This is a genomic window from Cupriavidus ulmosensis (genome assembly GCF_977008105.1).
Window position 1 is genome coordinate 2,792,681 of sequence record NZ_CDRMWP010000002.1, and the last position, 18,237, is coordinate 2,810,917.

Consider the following 18,237-nt stretch of genomic DNA (forward strand, 5'->3'; position numbering starts at 1 on the left):
GATACGCGTCAGACGCCGTGCCTGCGCTCGCTCAGTAGCCGCCGGGCGCGGGGGCGGCGCTCGCCTGGCCCGGGTTGCGAAAGCGCGCCGCGGCGGCGTCGAGCCCGTTTCTCAGCATGACGGTATCGAGCGCCACCGCGACGAACTGTGCGCCAAGCGCCAGGCATTCGCGCGCGCGCGCCTCGTCCACCATGAGGATGCCGGGCGCCTTGCCGCAGGCGCGGATCCGGCGGATGGCGTCGTCGATGGCGCCGCTGACGGCGGGATGGCCGGCGTTGCCCGGATAACCCAGACTCGCGGACAGGTCGGCGGGACCGATGAAGATGCCGTCGATGCCGTCGACCGCGGCGATCGCCTCGATCTGGTCGAGCGCCTCGGCCGTCTCCACCTGCACCAGCACGCACAGTTCCTCGGCCGCGCGCGCCACGTAGTCCGCAGTGCGGCCGAAGTTCGCGGCGCGCGTGGAGCCGCCCATGCCGCGGATGCCGGGAATGCCGGCGCTCGGGTAGCGCGTCGCCAGCACGGCGGCGCGCGCTTCCTCGGCATTCTGGACGAAGGGCAGCAGCAGGGTCTGCGCGCCGATGTCGAGGTAGCGCTTGATCAGGACGGGATCGTTCCACGCCGGCCGCACCACCGCGTGCGCGGGCAGCATGCCCTCGGGCGGCTGCGCCGCGGCGGTGGCCTGCAACTGGCTCAGCATGAGCGGCACATCCGTGGGCGTATGTTCCGTGTCCAGCAGCACCCAGTCATAACCGGCACCCGCGATGAGCTCGGACACGTATGGCGACGGAATGGTCGACCACACGCCGATCTGCGCGCGCCCGCTCTGCAGCGCGCGCTTGAAATGATTGATAGGCAGCATGTCTGTACTTAATTCGTCCGGATGTTGGCGCTCTTGACGACGGGTACCCAGCGGGCAACTTCGGCCGAGATAAAGCTCGCGGCCTGCTCCGGCGTGCCCGGCGTCGAGACGCTGTTGATCTTGGCGAGCTGGGCGACGACGTCCGGCTGCTTCAGGATTTCCTGGCAGGCCTTGTTCAGCCGCTGCACGATTTCCGGCGGCATCCCGGCGGGGCCCTCCAGGCTCGTCCAGGAGTAATTGACGATGCGCGGCTGGCCGGCCTCCGGCATGGTCGGCGTGTTCGGCAACGCCTCCAGCCGCTGCGAGCCGGCCACGGCCAGCGCCTTGAGCTTGCCGCCCTGCACGAACGTCACCGCCGACGTCGCCGGCACGAACAGCAGGTCCAGCTGCCCGCCGATCAGGTCCGTCATGGCGGGCACGTCGCCCTTGTAGGGCACCGAGTTCAGCGAGATCCCGACGGTCTGCTTGAACAGCTCCGTCGTCACGTGGCTGGAAGAGCCGATCCCGGTCAAGGCGACATTCAGCGAATTCGGGTGCGCCTTGGCCAGCGCGATCAGCTCCGCCACGGTGTTGGCCTTGAGCTGGGGCGCCGCCACCAGCAGCATGGGCGCGCGGCTCAGCATCGCGATATGCGTGAAGTCCTTGCGCGCGTCGTAGCGCACGTTCGCGTTCACCAGCTGGTTGATCGCATGCGTGCCGGGCCCGCCGATCACCAGCGTGTAGCCGTCCGGCGCGGCGCGGGCCACCATGTCCGAGCCGAGCGAACCGTTCACGCCCGGCCGGTTTTCCACCACGAACGCCTGGCCGAGCACACGGCCCAGCTGGTTGGCGATCAGCCGGCCGACCACGTCGGTCTGGCCGCCCGGCGGGAACGGCACCACCACCGATACCGGCCGGGAAGGATAGGTGTCCGCGAAGGCGCTGCCCAGCGGGGCGAGCAGGCCGGCCAGCAGACAGAACAGAACAGTGCGGCGATTGGCCGCGCGCGAGCGATGATCCATCGTTTGTCTCCTCTTATGATTGCGCAATCATATCCCCTGGAGCCGAGGAAGAATCAGGCGAAACAAGGGATGACCGCTGATATTTTGTGTTGCCATCATGATTGCCGTAACATTGCAATCATTTGACGTCGACAAGGCACAGATGGCTTCCCGTCCCGCGAGCGTGGCGCCCACGCTGAAAGACCTCGCCCGCCTCGCGGGCGTGTCCCCCATGACCGCCTCGCGCGCGCTGCACCGCCCCGACCTCGTCGCCGAGACGACGCGCCTGCGCGTGGAAGCCGCCGTCGAACAGACCGGCTACGTGCCCAACTCGCTTGCCGGCGGGCTGACCTCGCGGCAGACGCGCCTGGTGGCGGCCATCGTGCCGTCCATCGGCCACTCGCTGTTCTCCGACATGCTCGACGAACTCGTGGGCACGCTCGAAGCCGAACGCTACGAAACCACGCTGGGCATTTCCCGCTACGACCCCGTGCGCGAGGAAAACTGGCTCGCGACCATGCTGAGCCGGCGCCCCGACGGCGTCGTGCTGACCGGCATCGAGCACACCGCGCGGACGAGGCGGCTCCTGCTCAACGCCGGCATCCCCATCGTCGAACTATGGGACTACACCCCGCATCCGCTCGACGTGGTGGTCGGGTTCTCGCAGGAAGACGCCGGCCGGGCGGCCTATCGCCACCTGACCGCCTGCGGCTACCGGCGCGCCGCGCTGCTGCGCTCCGACGACAGCCGGGCCGCGCGCCGGGCACTCGGCTTCAGGCGCGCCGCCCTCGAAGCCGGCACCCCCGAACCCGTCGAGATCGTGTTCCCCGAATCCAACCCCCAGGCCGGCCGCGGCCGCGAAGTGCTGAAGGAACTGCTGCAGCGCGCCCCCGAGACCGACGCCGTCTTCTGCAGCTCCGACGCCCTGGCGCTGGGCGTGCTCGCGCACGCGCACGCCGTCGGCATCCGGGTCCCGGATCAGCTGGGCGTGATGGGCTTCGGCAACCAGGCCCTGGCGATCGACGCCGTGCCGGCGCTGTCGACGCTGTGGGTCGACGGCACGCGCATCGGCAACCGCGCCGCGCGCGCGCTGCTGGCGCGGATGCGGGGGGAGGAAGCGTCGCTAGCGGTGGATGTGGGGTTCGAGACGATTGCGCGGGAGAGTACGGGGAGGGGGGTGTAGGGGGTGGACAGCTTGCGCTTATTTCGCGCCGACAAGACGCTGTCCTTATCTGCATAACAAACCAATAGTGTTCACCACGCCCCACCTGCAGGCCAAGACCTCGGCGTGACCGTCAAATGACCTTGAACCACTTCCCATAAAAAGACCAAGAAGGTGATGGTCAGATCAAGGTCGTGAAGAAGACCGGGACGGCCTAGGAGCCTGTTTGAAAATTCCCAGCAGATGTGGTTTAACCCTCGGATGTGGAAAAAAGAACATCGAGAGCGGCAGGCGATCATGGCGACCAAGACAAAGCGGTATCCGAGGGATCTGACGGACGTAGAGTGGGGTGCGATAGAGGGGCTACTGCCCAAGCCGGTAGCCCGCGGCCGGCGCAGGCAATGCGATCTGCGCGAGGCAATCAATGCACTGCGCTACCTAATGCGCTCCGGCTGCGGCTGGCGCATGTTACCCAGGGAATTCGGGCGTTGGCAAACGGCGTGAGCATTTGGGCGTGCGCCTCGACAAAGCGCAGCAGTGCCCGCACCTTGCCCACGCAGACCCCGGGCACCGCGCGCCACCAAGCTGGACTGGTACTCATGCGGGCATGCAGATCGACCAGGGTCACCATCCCATGGCCGGCCAAACATGTGACCAACGAGTCAACGAATCAGGCCTCGCAACCATCGTAAAAGATCACCGGGGGCGTCGCCTGTACTTCCAGGGCAAGGCCTGCGACACGTCGCTTGTCCTGCGTGAGTGCCACGTCGTAATGCTTCGCGTAGGCAGCCTGCTGCTCCCCCTCGCTGAAACCGTCAAGCCCAACCGCGGCGACACTAGTGTCAGGAGCGCCTGCGGCGTGCGCGGTGCCAAGTCCAAGCGCAGCAGGTGGGTGCGTCCGAAGTTGCCGCCTCGCTCCGCTGCTCCGTCGGTGCATGCGACGACGCCTCCCGGCCACGGCCGCATCATCGCGGCCGCGAAACGTGGCGCGTGGGCTCCCACGCGTCGGTACTCTTGGAATGCATAATAAGCCAAGTTATTTTGCTACACAGAAACGTAGATTTCTGGCGCGCGTACACGCCTGCACCAGTGAGCTATACCGCGAGTCACGCCGTCGGCGTGGTCCCACCACATAAGTCACTGGCACCCTCATGCCTGCGGTGCAGATCCAAGTGACGTCTCCAGCAAAATCGGCGAGTTGCTGTTCCCATAGGCCTCGGTAGCGAGAACCACGGAACGCGTCGTCGCAAAAGGGTCACACAAAGACTCCAGGCTACTCAGGCAGTCAGCCACATCTCGCTTGTCGGGATCGTCAGCCGCAAATCTCGCCACCGTCAACGCTATTGTGCCGCCACGCTGAACATGCTGTAGGGCGGCTGATAGAGAGCGTACTTGCTCATCATGGTGACTGGTGGCCATGCCCGCGCGGACATGCGAATCCCAAAGCAATATCCACGTCCCGAGCTGCTTCCAATCCCGAGCGACTAGCATTACGCGAACGAGGTCCGCGGGCATACTTTTCACTTGAGTATTAAATGCCTCCGAGGAAATGCGTCTACGTCGGATGGAGGACAATCCCATGTATACCGTTGAACTGATCATCAGCACCGCGGCAACCCCCAAGCCGAGAACGATGTCAGGTGCAGTCGGTGTATAGCCAACTAACTTCCTCGCAGAAAAAGAAAGCACAGCACCGATACCATAGCAGATCACACCCACGCCTGCGATCATAAGCACGGTGAAGGCAATGGTTTTAAGTGCCCCGATGATCCGACTTTGGCGACCATATCGGCGAATAAAAAACCCGAAGGTCAACGGTTCCCCAATGGCTCGAAAGCTAAAGAGCAGCGGAAAAAACAGATAGATTGAGATGGCGAGGACGTAGCATCCTGCAATCGCTAGGCCCAAGGCTGCTCGACTTGGTGTCGAAGGTAGTTCAACATGAATCAGCGGCAAACCTAGCGAAGCCTTCGCTGTTCCGAAACCCATGAGGAGCAGAAGCGGGATATAAGTGATACCAATGCCACCAAATACCAGTGCGGCCCGAGTGCGCAACGTCGCCTGATTTTTCACTCGTTGCTGCCGCGGGATCCTCGCCATCAGCAAGCCAAGGACTGCGACAGATAAGGTGAGCAATTCTGTTGAACTTACCAACTGCGTCATCCGCCACAAGAGACGACAACGCCGCTGAACGTATTCGGCGCCGAGATCGCGTGGAAGTCGAGCGACTAGCGCTTCCATCCTCAACAGTGCGGAGCTATCCTTCGCGCCAAGAATCTCGTCGGCTAGACGCTTGAGCACGGCTCGTCGAACAGCTATCGGAACCGTTCCGATGAGGGATGCCGTTTGCCTAAAGCCTTCACTTTGCGCCTTGTCACTACCAGTCGAGAACGTCTCTTCGAGGTATCTGCTCAATGTTGTTTGCGGCAGCAGGGCCGCAACGCGCATGACTCCAATTCGGTCGAAGGCGTCGCCGCTCTCCCACCGCACCTCAAGGAACGCGCGGACCGCTTCGGAGAGAAACATTGGAATTGTCGCGACGCGACGCGCCAAGCCCTCCTGCAGCAGGCTCAGCATCTGCGCCGCATCATTCATCCACTCAAAGTAGCCAAAGGTCTGGCCAAGTGGATCAAGAGCGTGGCGACGACGTTGAGAGGCTGCCGCGTTGGTCAGGATCTGAGCGGCGGCGGCGAACATCTCGTGAAGGGCTTCGTCGGGTTGCGTCTCCAATAGTGTCACCGAGTATTCCCGCCATCGTGGATCGGTGAGCAGGTCGTAATCGGAAAGATATCCCGGATGCGCGACGAGATGCCGGACAAATAATGCCTCCTGATAGCGGCGATGTGCGAAGGCAAACCGTCGATCTCCGGGCGCTGCATTTGCGACATCAGCTCTCGCGATTTTGCAGTCCACCATAGCAGCAACAAACCGCTGAATGTCACCCCCAGGAATATCGCGCTTGTCCAAAACTGCTTCGACCTGGTCGATGGTGGGTGCCAAGCCGAGCGACGATTCTTCCGCAAACAAGCGGGCAATCCGCTGAGCACCGCTCAGTAACTCTACCGCAGTCAGACCATAGACGCGTCTGAGGTAGAGGGGATCCCGTCCAGCAAGCCGATCAATTTGCAGCGAGAGCAGTTCGTAATCGTTTTTTGGCGCTTTCTTTGCCTCTTTGACATATTGGCACAACAGCGTTAAGAACAGCGGGGTGTTCGCAAGCGTACTGCCGTTGGTCGCCAAGTGATGCAATACCTGACGTTCATGATCCGGCGACAGAAAGGCATTGGCCACGAGTTCCTGCTGCTTGCGTGACGTCAGACGAAGGATTCGGAACTTCTTCCACGGTAACGATTCCGGCCCCTTAAACTCGCGCGAGGCTAGGATTCCGCGGCATCCGCCCATTCCCTCCAGAAACATTCGGATCGCTTCCGCATAATCCTTGGTGACTGGGCTTCCCTTCTCCGCGTGAAGGACTGCAGGAATCTCATCAAAGGAATCGAATAGAAAGAACCAGATACCGCGCTCACGGTAGTCGGCCCAGTTTTCCCGCACATAGGCCGTTGTGTCGCTGTCTCCGCGCCGGATGTTATCGAGGATAAAGTCGCGGATTGTGTCTGCGGTAATGGGAGCGCCTGTAGGAACGGTGATCTCTCGCAGATTAATGTAGAGCGGCACAAGAGTGACTTTCGCCTTGCTCGCTTTTGCTCGGACCGCTAATTGGCCTGCGAGGTGCCGAAGCGCCACACTTTTACCAGATCCTGGTTCCCCCGTCAGTTGAATCGCTCGCTCGCTGCTCGATGAAATCGCCTTAATGAGCGATCTCTCCTTACGCAGCCCCGTCGACACTTTCCCCAGAAACCGATGCAGCGGCGAAATGTAATATCCGCCCTCTGTCTCTACCTCCGCCTCAAGGTCCGTAAAGTATTGGTCGTTCCAACTTTCGGCCTTTGTGAGATTGGTGAGGTCTGCCTCCAGCACAGCACAAAACTGGGAGCGGCGACGAATCTTCAATCGCTGCTCTCGTCCCATAAAGCGGGGCAGACCGCTCGCTTTGTACGTTTCGATGAGCTTGGATGCACCTTCAAAGAGCTTACCGAGAGCGCCGCAGAAAGCCGTCAACATCGCTAGCCCCACGACCACAATGACGGCAATCACCACCACTATGCGCCATGTCTCGCTCGTACCAGTCCACGCCCATAACGCATCGAAGACTTTGAGCCCAGCATCAGCCAATGATGCGCCGTCCGCTTTTTCTGCCATACCCGGTTCACTCTCTTCCGTTGTCGATTCTTGTTCGGCGACCCTGCTCATCGGCAAGGCCCGCCATCATGTATCCCAGAGCGTAGTTTTCGCTGCGCCAGCCAAACGCGGCCCTAACAAGCCCCGTATGTCAACCGGCGGCAAGCGTCAGAAAACCGGTGTGCGAGTGCAATCGCTGGATTAAGCAATCGGACGGCAGACCTTTCGCCCTTGACACAGTCGGTTCGGTACATGCACACGAGTCCCATTCAAGCTTGATATGACCATATCGTCGTCTACGATGCGGAGCTCGCATTTTGTACCCCTCCGTCGAGGGTACCACTGGAGTCCAAGAGGCGCGAAAAATGGGCGTCAAACGGCACGGGAGGAGTTGCCGAACTGGACCGGCCAGCCTTTCGTAGACATCTTCGAGTCATAATTTATGGCAAGCGAGGGAGTCAATATGAGTCGCAAGCGATATACGGATGAGTTCAAGATCGAAGCAGTTAAACAAGTAACCGAGCGTGGCCATTCGGTGGCGAATGTGGCCCAGCGTTTGGGCATTACGATGCACAGCCTGTATGCCTGACGGACGAAGTTCGATAAGCCGGATATCGTGCGGCGGCAGGCAGAACTGAACCAGAGCACCGAGGTGCAGCGACTGAAGGCCGAACTCAAGCCGGCGACCGAGGAGCACGACATTCTAAGGAAAGCCACCGCGTGCTTTGCAAAGGAATAACAGCAAGGTCGCGTTCATGTGGGCCCATATCAACGAACATTGTCTGCGCACGATTGCCGAGTGCTCGGCCCTCATCGCAATGGCTATTACGTCTGGCAGTATCAGTCTGGCAGTGCGCGCAAGCGCGAGAATGATCGACTACTGTGTCTGATTAAGCATCACAGACTGGCCAGCAGCAGTGTCTACGGTTACCGCAAAGTCACGGTGGATTGCGTGAATCGGGCGAGACGTGCAACCGTCACCGCGTGATCCGATTGATGCAGAGCGAAGGTTCGCGTGCCGAGATTGGCTACGGTAGCAAGACGGTCCGGTCAGTATGGTTGCCATACGTATTGAACCGTGACTTCGCGCCTGACGCGCCAAACAAGGCCTGGGCAACTGACATCACCTACAATCGGACCTATGAGGGCTGGCTGTATCTGGCGGTAGTCATGGACTGTACTCGTGGCAAATCGTCTTCTGAGCCACCTGCTCCGCTATGATCAGTGGCCTATTGTTGCAGGCTGCTGTTGGCAGCGGTATGGAAACGCAAGCCAGAACCGGGCGTCATGATTCATTCGGATCAAGACAGTCAGTTCACCAGCGATGACTGGCAACCATTTTTGAAGTCCCACCACATGGGACCAGGTATGAGTCATCGCGGCAACTGCCACGACAACACCATGGCGACAAGCTTCTTCAGTGTACTGAAAAGAAACGAATCAAACGGTGGAACTACCTGACCCGAGCAATGGCAACGCACAGATGTGTCGATTACATTGAAATGTTTTGCAACCCCATTCACCGGCACAGTTTCGCTGTGCAACCTGTCACCTGCAGATATGAAACTCTAGCCTGTCCACCTATGTTACTACTGGCACCTAGCTCGATTAGTTACGTAATCACGGGATCCGCCTAACTTGCACCATATTCTGATGTGCCCCAAAAAAGCATAGGACCCGCCCCGAGTAATGTGGTACGTGCTCGAAAGGGAAAGTTTCTACGATTTTTTTGACAGATATTCTAGAATTTTTTATCCGACCACATAATTCACTCGCGCAGCACGCACCCACCCCTTACATATACTTGAACAGATTCATCCCCTGAATCTGCATGAACGACTGCTGCGCCGCCTGCAGCGCCGTCTGGCGCTGGTAATACTCGGTGATCGCCGAGTAGTAATCCAGGTCCTGCAGGCCAGACAGCGTCTGCTTGTAGTTCAGCGAGCGGTTGGAGCCGATGGTGTCGAGCGAGTCGAGTTCCTGCATGCGCGAGCCCACCGAGGACTGCACCGTGCTGACGTTGTCGAGCGAGTTGGCCATCTTGCGGTTGGTGGTGGCCAGCACGTTGCTCAGCGCGGCGCGGTCGGCGTCGGTGACGATCGGCTTGTTGAGCGCGGTAATGACGTCCTGCAGGTTGGCGAAGATGTCGGTGCCGGCCTGCTGCGCGGGCTGCAGGTTGACCACGTCGCCGTCCTTGGGCGCGCCCGTGACCGACAGGGACAGGCCGCCGACCTGGATGCCGGCGCCGTCGGTGTAGTCGACCGGGGTGCCGATGGCCACGGGCGCCGCGCCGCTGTTGTCCATCAACTGGTACTGCATCTTGCCGCTGACGGGGTCGGTGGCGAAGTTGATCGACAGCTTCTTGCCATAGTCGGCGTTGGTCGGGTCGGTGACGGAGACCGCGCTGAACGTGGCCGTGCCGGTGTTGCCGGCGGGTGCGGAGGCCACGTAGGTCGCGGTGTTCTGCACGCTCATGAAGATGGAGTAGCCGTTGTCGTTGGTCGGCATCTGGCGCGCCACGTCGACCTGCAGCAGTTGCTGGCCGGTGTCGCCGCCGTACTGCACGGCGCCGCTGGCGTTCTTGGAGAACGGCGGCGTGGCGGACTGGTAGCCGGCGAACAGGAACTGGCCGTTGCCGTCGTCGGCGTTGGCCAGGCCCACCAGCTGGTTGTACGCATCCTGCAGCGACGATGCCATCGAGGCGCGGTCGGCGTCGCTCATGGTGCCGTTGCCGGCCTGCACCACCAGGGTCTGGATGTTCTGGATGACCGTGGTCACGCTGTTGAGGGAGTTCAGCTCCATCGACAGGTTGGTGTTGGCCTGCTTGCGCGAGGTGGCGTACTGGTTGTTGATGGCGCTGGACTGCGAGACGATCAGCGCGCGCGTGGCGCCGACCGGATCGTCCGACGGCGTGAGGATGCGGCTGCCGGTGCCGAGCTGCTGCTGCACATGCATCAGGGCGCTCTGCTGGCTGTTCATCGAGGCCAGGCCGAGCTGATAGAGCGTGGAGCTTGCGATGCGCATGTCTGTTCCTTTCTGTGTCCGGGTCGTCGGTGCGATTGGCGGGCGATCTCGATCGGGCGGGCGATCAGCGGCCGATACCGATGATGGTATCGAACAGGTTGGTGGCGGTCTGGATGACCTTGGCGTTGGCCTGGTAGAGCTGCTGGAAGCGCAGCATCGAGACCGTTTCCTCATCCATGTTCACGCCGGACACGCTCTGCTGCGCGTTGTTGACCTGGGTGGTCACGCTGTCCTGCGAGGTCGAGGCGATCTGCACCGACTTGGCGCGGCTGCCGACGTCGTTGACGAGCTGGGCGAAGGCGTCGTTGTAGCTGGACACGCCGCCGATGGTCTTGGTGCTCTGCAGCTTGGCCAGCGCCAGCGCGTTGCCGTTGTCGGACACGCCGCTGAGGTTGGGCGCCAGCGTGAAGGTGTCGCCGGCCTTGGGCGCGCCGTCGAAGCTGACCGTGATGCCGTTGAACGAGAACTCGGTGGCGGTGCCGTTGGTCGTCGGGCCGGTGGTCGGCGTGACCGGGTTGCCGGCGGCGTCGGTGAAGACGTAGCCGGTGCCGTTGTAGGTGGCCGTGATGGTGCTGGCCGGCAGGGCGAAGCCCTGGGCGACGCTGCCGACCTTGACGGTGCCGGTGCCGGTGTTGGTGGTGCCGTTGCTGGTGCGCAGCGGGCCCCCGGCGGCGATCTTGGCCGGGTCGGTGATGGCCATGTCCATGGCCGCGGCGGCGTTGCGGGTCGGCTGGATCTGGAACGAGTCGTTGGTGCCCATCGAGGTGGCGGCCGGGATGGTCACGTCCACGCCGTCGGCCGACAGCGTCAGCGGATAGGTGGCGGTAGCGCCGGCCTGGGTGGCCACGACCTTGCTGTCGGAGGCGCGCACCAGGTTGTAGTTGGTGCCGTCGAAGCGCAGCGTGTAGTCGCTGGTGGTGAGCTGGGACGTGTCGCTGATCGCCGCCGTGATGCCCGAGATGCCGGTGTTGGTGCTCTTGGCGATGACCCCGGGCGTGCCCAGCTTGAACAGGTCGCCGCCGATCTGGCCGGTCAGGTCCACGCCCAGCTTGTGCTGGTCGTTGAAGGTCTGCGCCAGCGTGACCGACAGGCGGCCGATGGCGTTCTGCGCCGGGTCCAGGGTCTCGCTGCGGAATTGCAGCAGGCCGCCGAGCGAGCCGCCCTTGAGCGCGCTTTCGTCCATCTGGTACACGTTGCCGTTGGACTGGGTGAACGCGACGGTGGTGCGCGAGGGGTCGTCCGACGACTGCACGGCCTTGAGGTCGTACGAGGTGGAGCCCATCACCAGCGGCTGGCCGTTGCCGACGTAGACGTTGAACACGCCGTCCTGCGGCACCACCTTGACGCCGACGATCTGGGTCAGTTGCTGGACCAGCTGGTCGCGCTGGTCGAGCAGGTCGTTGGGCGGCTGGCCGGCGCCGGCGGCGGTGGCCTGCGTGATCTGGGTGTTGAGCTTGGCGATCTGCTGCGAGTAGGCGTTGACCTGCGTCACCTGGCTCTGGATCTGGGTGTTGACGCCGTCGCGCAGCTGCTGGAAGTAGGCGTTGGAGGCGCGCATCTGGCCCACCAGCGACTGCCCGGCGTTGAGCATGTTCTGGCGCGCGGCGGGGTCGGCCGGCGTGTCGGACACGCCCTGCACGGCGGCGAAGAAGTTCTGCATCAGCGGCGCCAGGCCGCCCTTCTGGTCGGCCAGCAGGTTGTCGATCTGGCTGATCTGGTCGGAGTAGGTCGAGAGCTGGGCGCTCGAGCTCAGGGCGCCGCGCAGCTGGTTGGTCAGGAACTCGTCATAGACGCGCACCACCGAGGTGGTGTTGGAGCCCTGGCCGAAGAAGCCGGCGCTGGTGTACTGGCCGCCGGCCGAGGCGATGATGGTGTTCTGGCGCGTGTAGCCGGGCGTGGCGGCGTTGCTGAGGTTGTGGCCAACCGTGGTCAGCGCGTTCTGCGCCGTGTTCAGGCCCGAAAGTCCGATGTTGAAGAGAGACATGCTCTAGCTCCGCGTCTGGTGGCTGCCGCGCGCCTGACGGGACGATCCGCGCACCGTGGCCGCCAGGGCGCTTCGGTGCCGGTTCGCCGCTGCCTGGATCCACGGCGGTGAATGGTGTAGGTAACGGCAGAAGTACGAAAAGACTTTAGGGGCGGCGGCGGATTTTCCTGCCGGCGGACCGGCAGGCCGCCTCAGACCGGCACCTTGCGCATGATCCGCACGAGTTTCTCCCCGTAGGCGGGATCGGTGGCGTAGCCGGCCCGCTGCAGGCCGCGCGCGGCCTCGTCGGCGCTGCCCGCGGCCAGCACCTCGGCATAGCGCGGGTTGTTGCTCAGCAGGCGGCCGTAGTCGGCGAACGCTTCGTCGTAGGAGCCGTAGGCGCGGAAGCGCGCGCGCACCTTCTGCGGCTGGCCGTCGACGTATTCGGTGGTGGTGATCTCCGCGACCGGCCCCTTCCAGCTGGCGCCGGCCTTGACGCCGAACACGTTGAAGGTGGTGCTGCCGTCCGGGTGGGCGATCTCGCGCCGGCCCCAGCCGGATTCGAGCGCGGCCTGGCCGAGGATCAGCTTGGCGGGCACGCCGGTGGCGCGCGCGGCCGACATCGCCGGCCCCGCCATGCGCGAGACGAAGGCGCTGATGTGGGCCGGCGTGTCTTCCGGCAGCGCCGCGCCGTTGCCCTGCCAGGCGCCGGCGTCCTGGGCCTGGCCCTGGTACTGGCGCAGGCCGGCGGTGGGGTTCCAGTTCGCGCCGGGCACCACGCTGCCCAGGCGCGGCGTATTTCCGTCGCCGCCGCCGTCGCCGTTGCGCATGTCGAGCGCGCCGGCCAGGCCGGGCGCGGCGTCGTCCATGCCGGACTGCATCAGGGTCTGCTTCGCGGCCGAGGCGCCGGCGGTGCCGGCCAGCTCGGGCGGCACCGCGGCGCCGCTGGCGCGCGCGAGCTGGCGCACCATGACGTCGGCCAGGCCGATGCCGCGCGTGGACATCTGCTGCGAGAGCTGCTGGTCCATCATCGACATGTAGAGCTTGGTCTGCTCGTTGTCGAACAGGCCGTCCTGCGGCGTGGCGTCGCGCATGCTCTTGAGCACCATCTGCGTAAACACCGCCTCGAACTGGCGCGCCGCGGTGCGCAGCGTCTCTGGGGTGGCGCCGGTGCGGGCGCTTTGCTTGAGGCCTTCGAAGCCCTGGGTGTCCAGGGCGAAGCGCTGCGAGAGTTCGGCCTGCGCGGCCATGCGGCTGGCGGACATGTCAGATGATCTCGAGGTCGGCGCGCAGCGCGCCGGCGGCGCGCATGGCTTCCAGGATGGTCTGCAGGTCGGCCGGCGTGGCGCCCAGCGCGTTGAGGCCCTTGACCACCGCGGACAGCGAGGCGCCGGCCCGCACCATCTGCAGCGAGCCGCCCTGCTGCTTCATGTCGATCTGCGAGACCGGCGCGACCACGGTCTGGCCGCCGCTGAACGGCGCCGGCTGGCTGATCACCGGCTGGGTGTTGATCACCACCGAGAGATTGCCGTGCGCGACGGCGCAGTCGTCCACGGTGACGGCCTGGTTCATCACGATCGAGCCGGTGCGGGCGTTGAGGATGACCTTGGCCGCGGCCTTGGCGCGCGTGACCTCGATGTTCTCGATGCGGGCCATGAAGCCCACCCGCGCCGACGGCGCCTGCGGCGTGCGCACCTGCACCACGCGCCCGTCCAGCGCGCTGGCCACGCCGCCGCCCATGTTGCGGTTGATGGCGTCGACCACGCGCTCGGCGGTGCCGTAGTCGGTCTCGCGCAGCTCCAGGTTGAGCAGGCCGCCTTCGGGCTGGAAGGCCGGCACGGCGCGCTCGACGATGCCGCCGTTGGCGATACGGCCCACCGCGAGCTGGTTGACCTGCACCCGGCTGCCGTTGGCCGACGCGCCCGCGCCGCCCACCAGCATGTTGCCCTGGGCGATGGCGTAGACCTGGCCGTCGGCGCCCTTGAGGGGCGTCATCAGCAGCGTGCCGCCGCGCAGGCTCTTGGCGTTGCCCATCGACGACACCACCACGTCGAGCTGGGTGCCGGGCTGCGCGAACGGCGGCAGCGTGGCGGTCACCATCACCGCGGCCACGTTCTTGAGCTGCATGTTCTTGCCGGCCGGCAGCGTGATGCCGAGCTGCGAGAGCATGTTGGTCAGGCTCTGCGTGGTGAACGGCGTCTGCGTGGTCTGGTCGCCGGTGTTGTCCAGGCCGACCACCAGGCCGTAGCCCACCAGCGGGTTGTCCCGCACGCCCTGGAAGGTGGCGAGGTTCTTGAGCCGCTCCGCCTGCGCCGCGCCTGCCAGCAGGCCCAGCGTCAGCGCGAGGAAAAGAGCGCGGACGAAGCGGCGGCGCAAGACGGGGAACGAAGACGGGAACATGATGCGGTCAGCCATCAGTACGGTGAGACGTTGAGGAAGAAACGCTGCAGCCAGCCCATGTTCTGCGTTTCGTCGATGTAGCCCTTGGCGGTGTACTCGATGCGCGCGTCCGCCACCTGGGTGGACGGCACCGCGTTGTCGCCGGTGATCGTGCGCGGATTGACCACGCCGGAGAAGCGGATGAACTCCGCGCCCTGGTTGATGGCCATCTGCTTCTCGCCGGACACCACCAGGTTGCCGTTGGGCAGCACTTCCAGCACGGTCACGGTGATGGTGCCGTTGAAGGTGTTGGCGGCGGTGGCGCCGCCGCTGGCCTTCAGCCCGTTGGCGCCGCTCATGCTGGCGTTCTGGCTGCTGCTGAACAGGCCGCCGAGCGCCTTGGGCACGGCGTCGAACGTCAGCGCGCTGTTGGAGGTGCGCGTGGCGTTGGTGCCCGAGTTCTTGCTGGCGTTGACGTTCTCGCTGATCACGATGGTGAGGATGTCGCCCACGTTGCGCGGCCGGCGATCCTCGAACAACGGATTGCCCGCATACGAGCCCTGGAAGATCGATCCGCTCGACGGCCCCACCGAGCGCGGTTCGGCGCGCGCGGTGGTGGGAAGCTGGACCAGCGGCTCGCGCGGCATCATCGCGCAGCCGGTCGCGAGGCAGCACAGGGCGAGCGCGCCCAGGCGGATCAGCGAGGCCATCATGTTCATCCGAGCTGGGTAAGGCGCTGCAGCATCTGGTCGGAGGTCTGCACCGCCTTGCTGTTGATCTCGTAGGCGCGCTGGGTCTGGATCATGCTGACCAGTTCCTCGACCACGTTCACGTTGGACGCTTCCACGTAGTTCTGCTGCAGCGTGCCGGCGCCGTTCAGGCCGGGCACGGTGGCGTTGGGCGCGCCCGAGGCGTCGGTCTGCACGTACAGGTTCTCGCCCAGGCTTTCGAGGCCGGCCGGGTTGGGGAAGGTCGCGAGCTGGATCTGGCCGACCTGCACGTTGGCGCTCGAGCCCGGCTGCGTGACCGAGACGGTGCCGTCACGCCCCACGGTCAGCGAGGTGTAGTTGGGCGGCAGCGTGATGGCGGGCTGGATGACGAAGCCGCTGGAGGTCACGAGCTGGCCGTTCTGGTCGGTCTGGAACGAGCCGTCGCGCGTGTAGGCGGTGGTGCCGTCGGGCATCGTGACCTGGAAGAAGCCCTGGCCGATGATGGCCACGTCCTTGCTGTTGCCGGTCTGCTGCGGATTGCCCTGGGTGTGGATGCGCTCGGTGGCCACGGGGCGCACGCCGGTGCCCAGCTGCAGGCCCGAGGGCAGGTTGGTCTGGTCCGACGACAGCGCGCCCGGCTGGCGCACGGTCTGGTACATCAGTTCCTCGAACACCGCGCGGCTGCGCTTGAAGCCGTTGGTCGACACGTTGGCCAGGTTGTTCGAGATCACGTCCATCTGCGTCTGCTGCGCATCGAGGCCGGTCTTGGCAATCCAGAGTGAGCGGATCATGTTTGTCCTTGCATGGCCGCCGCTGGGCGCGGCGGCGCGTCAGATCGTGAAATCAGTTGGTCGAGAGCAGCTGGTTGGCGCGCTGGTCGTTGGTGTCCGCGCCCTGGATCATCTTCATCTGCATCTCGAAGCGGCGCGCGTTGGCGATCATGTCGACCATCGCTTCCACCGGGTTGACGTTGCTGCCTTCCAGCGCGCCGGTCAGCACGCGCACGTTGCCGTCCTGCTGCAGCGGCTGCGCGCCGGGGCGCAGGCGGAACAGGCCGTCGTCGCCACGCGCGATCGAGTCCGGCGGCGGGTTGACCAGCCGCAGCCGGCCGATCTGCGCCAGGCCCTGGGCGGTGTCGCCGGGGCCGCGCACGGTGATGGTGCCGTCGCTGCCGATCGTGACCTCGGCCGAGGGCGGCACCGCGATCGGGCCGCCGTCGCCCATCACCGGCAGGCCGGTGCTGGTCTGCAGCTGGCCGTCGGGCGACACCTGCAGCGAGCCCGCGCGGGTGTAGGCCTCGCTGCCGTCCGGCGCCTGCACGGTCAGCCAGCCGTTGCCCTGCAGCGCCACGTCCAGCGGACGCTCGGTGTAGGTCAGCGGGCCGGCCTTCATGTCGGCGCCCGGCGTCGAGGCCAGCGTGAACGCGCGGGTCGGCGAGGCGTTGCTCACCACCGGCACCGCGCGGAACATGTTGACCTGCGCGCGGAAGCCCGGCGTCGAGGCGTTGGCCAGGTTGTTGGACACCGCGGCCTGCTGGTCGAGCGTCTGCTTGGCCCCCGACAGGGCGGTGTAGATCATGCGGTCCATGGCGTTTCCTCAGCGCCGGCCTGCGCGGCCGGCGACATGCTCTGCTGCTCGGTTACAGGTTCACCAGGGTCTGCATGACCGTGTCCTGCGCCTTGATGGTCTGCGCGTTGGCCTGGTAGTTGCGCTGCGCCACGATCAGGTTCACGAGCTGGCCCGACAGGTCCACGTTGGAGTCTTCCACCGCGTTGGACTTGAGCGTGCCCGAGGCGCCGCCGGCGGCGGCGACCACGGCCGGGCCCGACGAGCCGGTTTCCGACCACACGTTGTTGCCTTCCGGCTTGAGGCCCTGCGTGTTGGCGAAGTTGGCCAGCACGACCTGGCCCAGGGCCTGGGTCTTCTGGTTCGAGTAGCTGCCGAGGATGGTGCCGTCCGGCTGCACGGCGAAGCCCAGCAGGCTGCCCGCGGCGTAGCCGTCCTGCACCGGCGGCTTGGTGTCGTTGTCGCCGGCGAACTGCGTGGTGCCGGTCAGGTTCATCGCCACCGTCATCGCGGCGGCGCCGTTGGAGGCGGGCAGCGCGATGTTGGTGGTGGCGCCGGCCGCCGGCACCACCAGGTTGCCGTTCGGGCCGAACTGCAGCGTGCTCGTGCTGACGATGTTGCCCGCCGCGTCGGTCAGGTTCATGGTCCAGTCGGTGCCGCCGGCATTCGGCGCGGGCAGCGCGCCGGCGCCCGGCGTGCCGGTCGAGAAGTAGGCGGTCAGCTGGCGGGCGTTGCCCAGCGAGTCATAGACCGTCACGCCGGTGCTGTAGTTGAACATGTCGCTGGTCGGCAGCGCCGCCGGCACCGGGGGCGGTCCCGGCAGCGGGCCGGTGCTGGCGAACGGCGTGACGGGAACCTTGCTGCCGGAGTCGAGGTTGAACGACATGGCCAGCGACGTGGTCGCGCGCGCGGCCATCGTGGTGTTCGGGATCACCAGCGGCTGCGGCTGCACCGCGCCGCCGCCGGTCGTGCCGGCCGGGTAGCCGGTCAGCGCCAGGCCTTGCGCGTTGGTGATGCTGCCGTCCGGCTGGCGCTGGAACTGGCCGTTGCGCGAGTAGAACACCGACCCCGTGGAGTCGGTCATGCGGAAGAAGCCGTTGCCGTTGGTGATGGCCACGTCGAGCGCGCTGCCGCTAGATTCGATATTGCCCTGGTTGAACGACTGCACCACCGAATTCACCGTCACGCCCAGGCCGATCTTGGTGCCGGCGTACACGTCGGCGAACTGCGCGGTCGACTGCTTGTAGCCGACCGTGTTGGCGTTGGCGATGTTGTTGCCGATGACGTCCAGGTTGGATGCGGCGGCGTTGATGCCGCTTACCCCTTGACCGAAACCCATGATGTTCCCCTAA

General features: G+C 64.8%; 13 protein-coding genes and 2 pseudogenes. 3 read left to right on the forward strand and 12 right to left on the reverse strand.

Features of this window, described 5'->3' with window-relative positions:
- Window positions 1-31: 31 nt before the first annotated feature.
- Both ACWTPI_RS32070 and ACWTPI_RS32075 read right to left on the reverse strand, forming a co-directional pair.
- Window positions 32-862 carry an HpcH/HpaI aldolase family protein gene (locus tag ACWTPI_RS32070; protein ID WP_454733793.1) on the reverse strand — a complete coding sequence of 277 codons (831 nt, stop codon included), beginning with the start codon at window positions 860-862 and terminating at the stop codon, window positions 32-34.
- Between the two features lie 8 nt (window positions 863-870).
- Window positions 871-1,863, reverse strand: coding sequence for a Bug family tripartite tricarboxylate transporter substrate binding protein (locus tag ACWTPI_RS32075; RefSeq protein WP_020203978.1), 993 nt, complete (start codon window positions 1,861-1,863; stop codon window positions 871-873).
- Between the two features lie 142 nt (window positions 1,864-2,005).
- On the opposite strand from ACWTPI_RS32075, the gene ACWTPI_RS32080 reads away from it, so the two are divergent.
- Window positions 2,006-3,025: a LacI family DNA-binding transcriptional regulator gene (locus ACWTPI_RS32080; RefSeq protein ID WP_454733794.1), complete on the forward strand. Its 1,020-nt coding sequence runs from the start codon at window positions 2,006-2,008 to the stop codon at window positions 3,023-3,025.
- Between the two features lie 240 nt (window positions 3,026-3,265).
- Window positions 3,266-3,502: pseudogene (locus ACWTPI_RS32085) on the forward strand (transposase); the annotation flags it as partial.
- Here ACWTPI_RS32085 and ACWTPI_RS32090 read toward each other — a convergent pair.
- Window positions 3,426-3,635 (reverse strand): hypothetical protein, encoded by a 210-nt coding sequence (locus ACWTPI_RS32090; RefSeq protein WP_454733795.1) that lies wholly within the window; start codon window positions 3,633-3,635, stop codon window positions 3,426-3,428. The pseudogene ACWTPI_RS32085 and the gene ACWTPI_RS32090 overlap by 77 nt on opposite strands.
- Window positions 3,636-4,153: 518 nt before the next feature.
- The gene (locus ACWTPI_RS32095) at window positions 4,154-7,315 is read right to left on the reverse strand and encodes an NACHT domain-containing protein (protein ID WP_454733796.1); all 3,162 of its coding nucleotides are present in this window, start codon (window positions 7,313-7,315) and stop codon (window positions 4,154-4,156) included.
- Between the two features lie 391 nt (window positions 7,316-7,706).
- Here ACWTPI_RS32095 and ACWTPI_RS32100 point away from each other — a divergent pair.
- A pseudogene (locus ACWTPI_RS32100) lies at window positions 7,707-8,880 on the forward strand (IS3 family transposase).
- 157 nt (window positions 8,881-9,037) lie between these two features.
- On the opposite strand, the gene flgL reads toward ACWTPI_RS32100, so the two are convergent.
- From flgL to flgE, 8 genes are all read right to left on the reverse strand, one after another.
- A complete protein-coding gene (gene flgL / locus ACWTPI_RS32105) occupies window positions 9,038-10,267 on the reverse strand; it encodes a flagellar hook-associated protein FlgL (protein WP_020203980.1) in 1,230 nt (409 codons plus the stop codon).
- Window positions 10,268-10,331: 64 nt separating this feature from the next.
- Window positions 10,332-12,251, reverse strand: a complete 1,920-nt coding sequence (gene flgK, locus ACWTPI_RS32110; RefSeq protein WP_454733797.1) for a flagellar hook-associated protein FlgK — start codon at window positions 12,249-12,251, stop codon at window positions 10,332-10,334.
- 191 nt (window positions 12,252-12,442) lie between these two features.
- The gene (gene flgJ, locus ACWTPI_RS32115) at window positions 12,443-13,495 is read right to left on the reverse strand and encodes a flagellar assembly peptidoglycan hydrolase FlgJ (protein WP_454733798.1); all 1,053 of its coding nucleotides are present in this window, start codon (window positions 13,493-13,495) and stop codon (window positions 12,443-12,445) included.
- A gap of 1 nt (window position 13,496) precedes the next feature.
- Window positions 13,497-14,645, reverse strand: a complete 1,149-nt coding sequence (locus ACWTPI_RS32120; RefSeq protein WP_059412309.1) for a flagellar basal body P-ring protein FlgI — start codon at window positions 14,643-14,645, stop codon at window positions 13,497-13,499.
- Window positions 14,645-15,328: a flagellar basal body L-ring protein FlgH gene (flgH, locus tag ACWTPI_RS32125; RefSeq protein ID WP_020203984.1), complete on the reverse strand. Its 684-nt coding sequence runs from the start codon at window positions 15,326-15,328 to the stop codon at window positions 14,645-14,647. The genes ACWTPI_RS32120 and flgH overlap by 1 nt, the downstream gene beginning before the upstream one ends.
- Window positions 15,325-16,110, reverse strand: coding sequence for a flagellar basal-body rod protein FlgG (gene flgG / locus ACWTPI_RS32130; protein WP_020203985.1), 786 nt, complete (start codon window positions 16,108-16,110; stop codon window positions 15,325-15,327). The genes flgH and flgG overlap by 4 nt, the downstream gene beginning before the upstream one ends.
- 52 nt (window positions 16,111-16,162) lie before the next feature.
- Window positions 16,163-16,906: a flagellar basal-body rod protein FlgF gene (gene flgF, locus ACWTPI_RS32135; protein ID WP_020203986.1), complete on the reverse strand. Its 744-nt coding sequence runs from the start codon at window positions 16,904-16,906 to the stop codon at window positions 16,163-16,165.
- A 52-nt stretch (window positions 16,907-16,958) separates the two neighbouring features.
- On the reverse strand, window positions 16,959-18,224 hold the full coding sequence (gene flgE / locus ACWTPI_RS32140; RefSeq protein ID WP_020203987.1) for a flagellar hook protein FlgE: 1,266 nt from the start codon (window positions 18,222-18,224) through the stop codon (window positions 16,959-16,961).
- Window positions 18,225-18,237 lie beyond the last annotated feature (13 nt).

Coding starts and splice junctions, on each gene's coding strand:
- ACWTPI_RS32070 (WP_454733793.1), bottom strand. CDS start 862: ATGCTGCCTATCAATCATTTCAAGCGCGCGCTGCAGAGCGGGCGCGCG.
- ACWTPI_RS32075 (WP_020203978.1), bottom strand. CDS start 1,863: ATGGATCATCGCTCGCGCGCGGCCAATCGCCGCACTGTTCTGTTCTGT.
- ACWTPI_RS32080 (WP_454733794.1), top strand. CDS start 2,006: ATGGCTTCCCGTCCCGCGAGCGTGGCGCCCACGCTGAAAGACCTCGCC.
- ACWTPI_RS32090 (WP_454733795.1), bottom strand. CDS start 3,635: ATGGTGACCCTGGTCGATCTGCATGCCCGCATGAGTACCAGTCCAGCT.
- ACWTPI_RS32095 (WP_454733796.1), bottom strand. CDS start 7,315: ATGAGCAGGGTCGCCGAACAAGAATCGACAACGGAAGAGAGTGAACCG.
- flgL (WP_020203980.1), bottom strand. CDS start 10,267: ATGCGCATCGCAAGCTCCACGCTCTATCAGCTCGGCCTGGCCTCGATG.
- flgK (WP_454733797.1), bottom strand. CDS start 12,251: ATGTCTCTCTTCAACATCGGACTTTCGGGCCTGAACACGGCGCAGAAC.
- flgJ (WP_454733798.1), bottom strand. CDS start 13,495: ATGTCCGCCAGCCGCATGGCCGCGCAGGCCGAACTCTCGCAGCGCTTC.
- ACWTPI_RS32120 (WP_059412309.1), bottom strand. CDS start 14,645: ATGGCTGACCGCATCATGTTCCCGTCTTCGTTCCCCGTCTTGCGCCGC.
- flgH (WP_020203984.1), bottom strand. CDS start 15,328: ATGAACATGATGGCCTCGCTGATCCGCCTGGGCGCGCTCGCCCTGTGC.
- flgG (WP_020203985.1), bottom strand. CDS start 16,110: ATGATCCGCTCACTCTGGATTGCCAAGACCGGCCTCGATGCGCAGCAG.
- flgF (WP_020203986.1), bottom strand. CDS start 16,906: ATGGACCGCATGATCTACACCGCCCTGTCGGGGGCCAAGCAGACGCTC.
- flgE (WP_020203987.1), bottom strand. CDS start 18,224: ATGGGTTTCGGTCAAGGGGTAAGCGGCATCAACGCCGCCGCATCCAAC.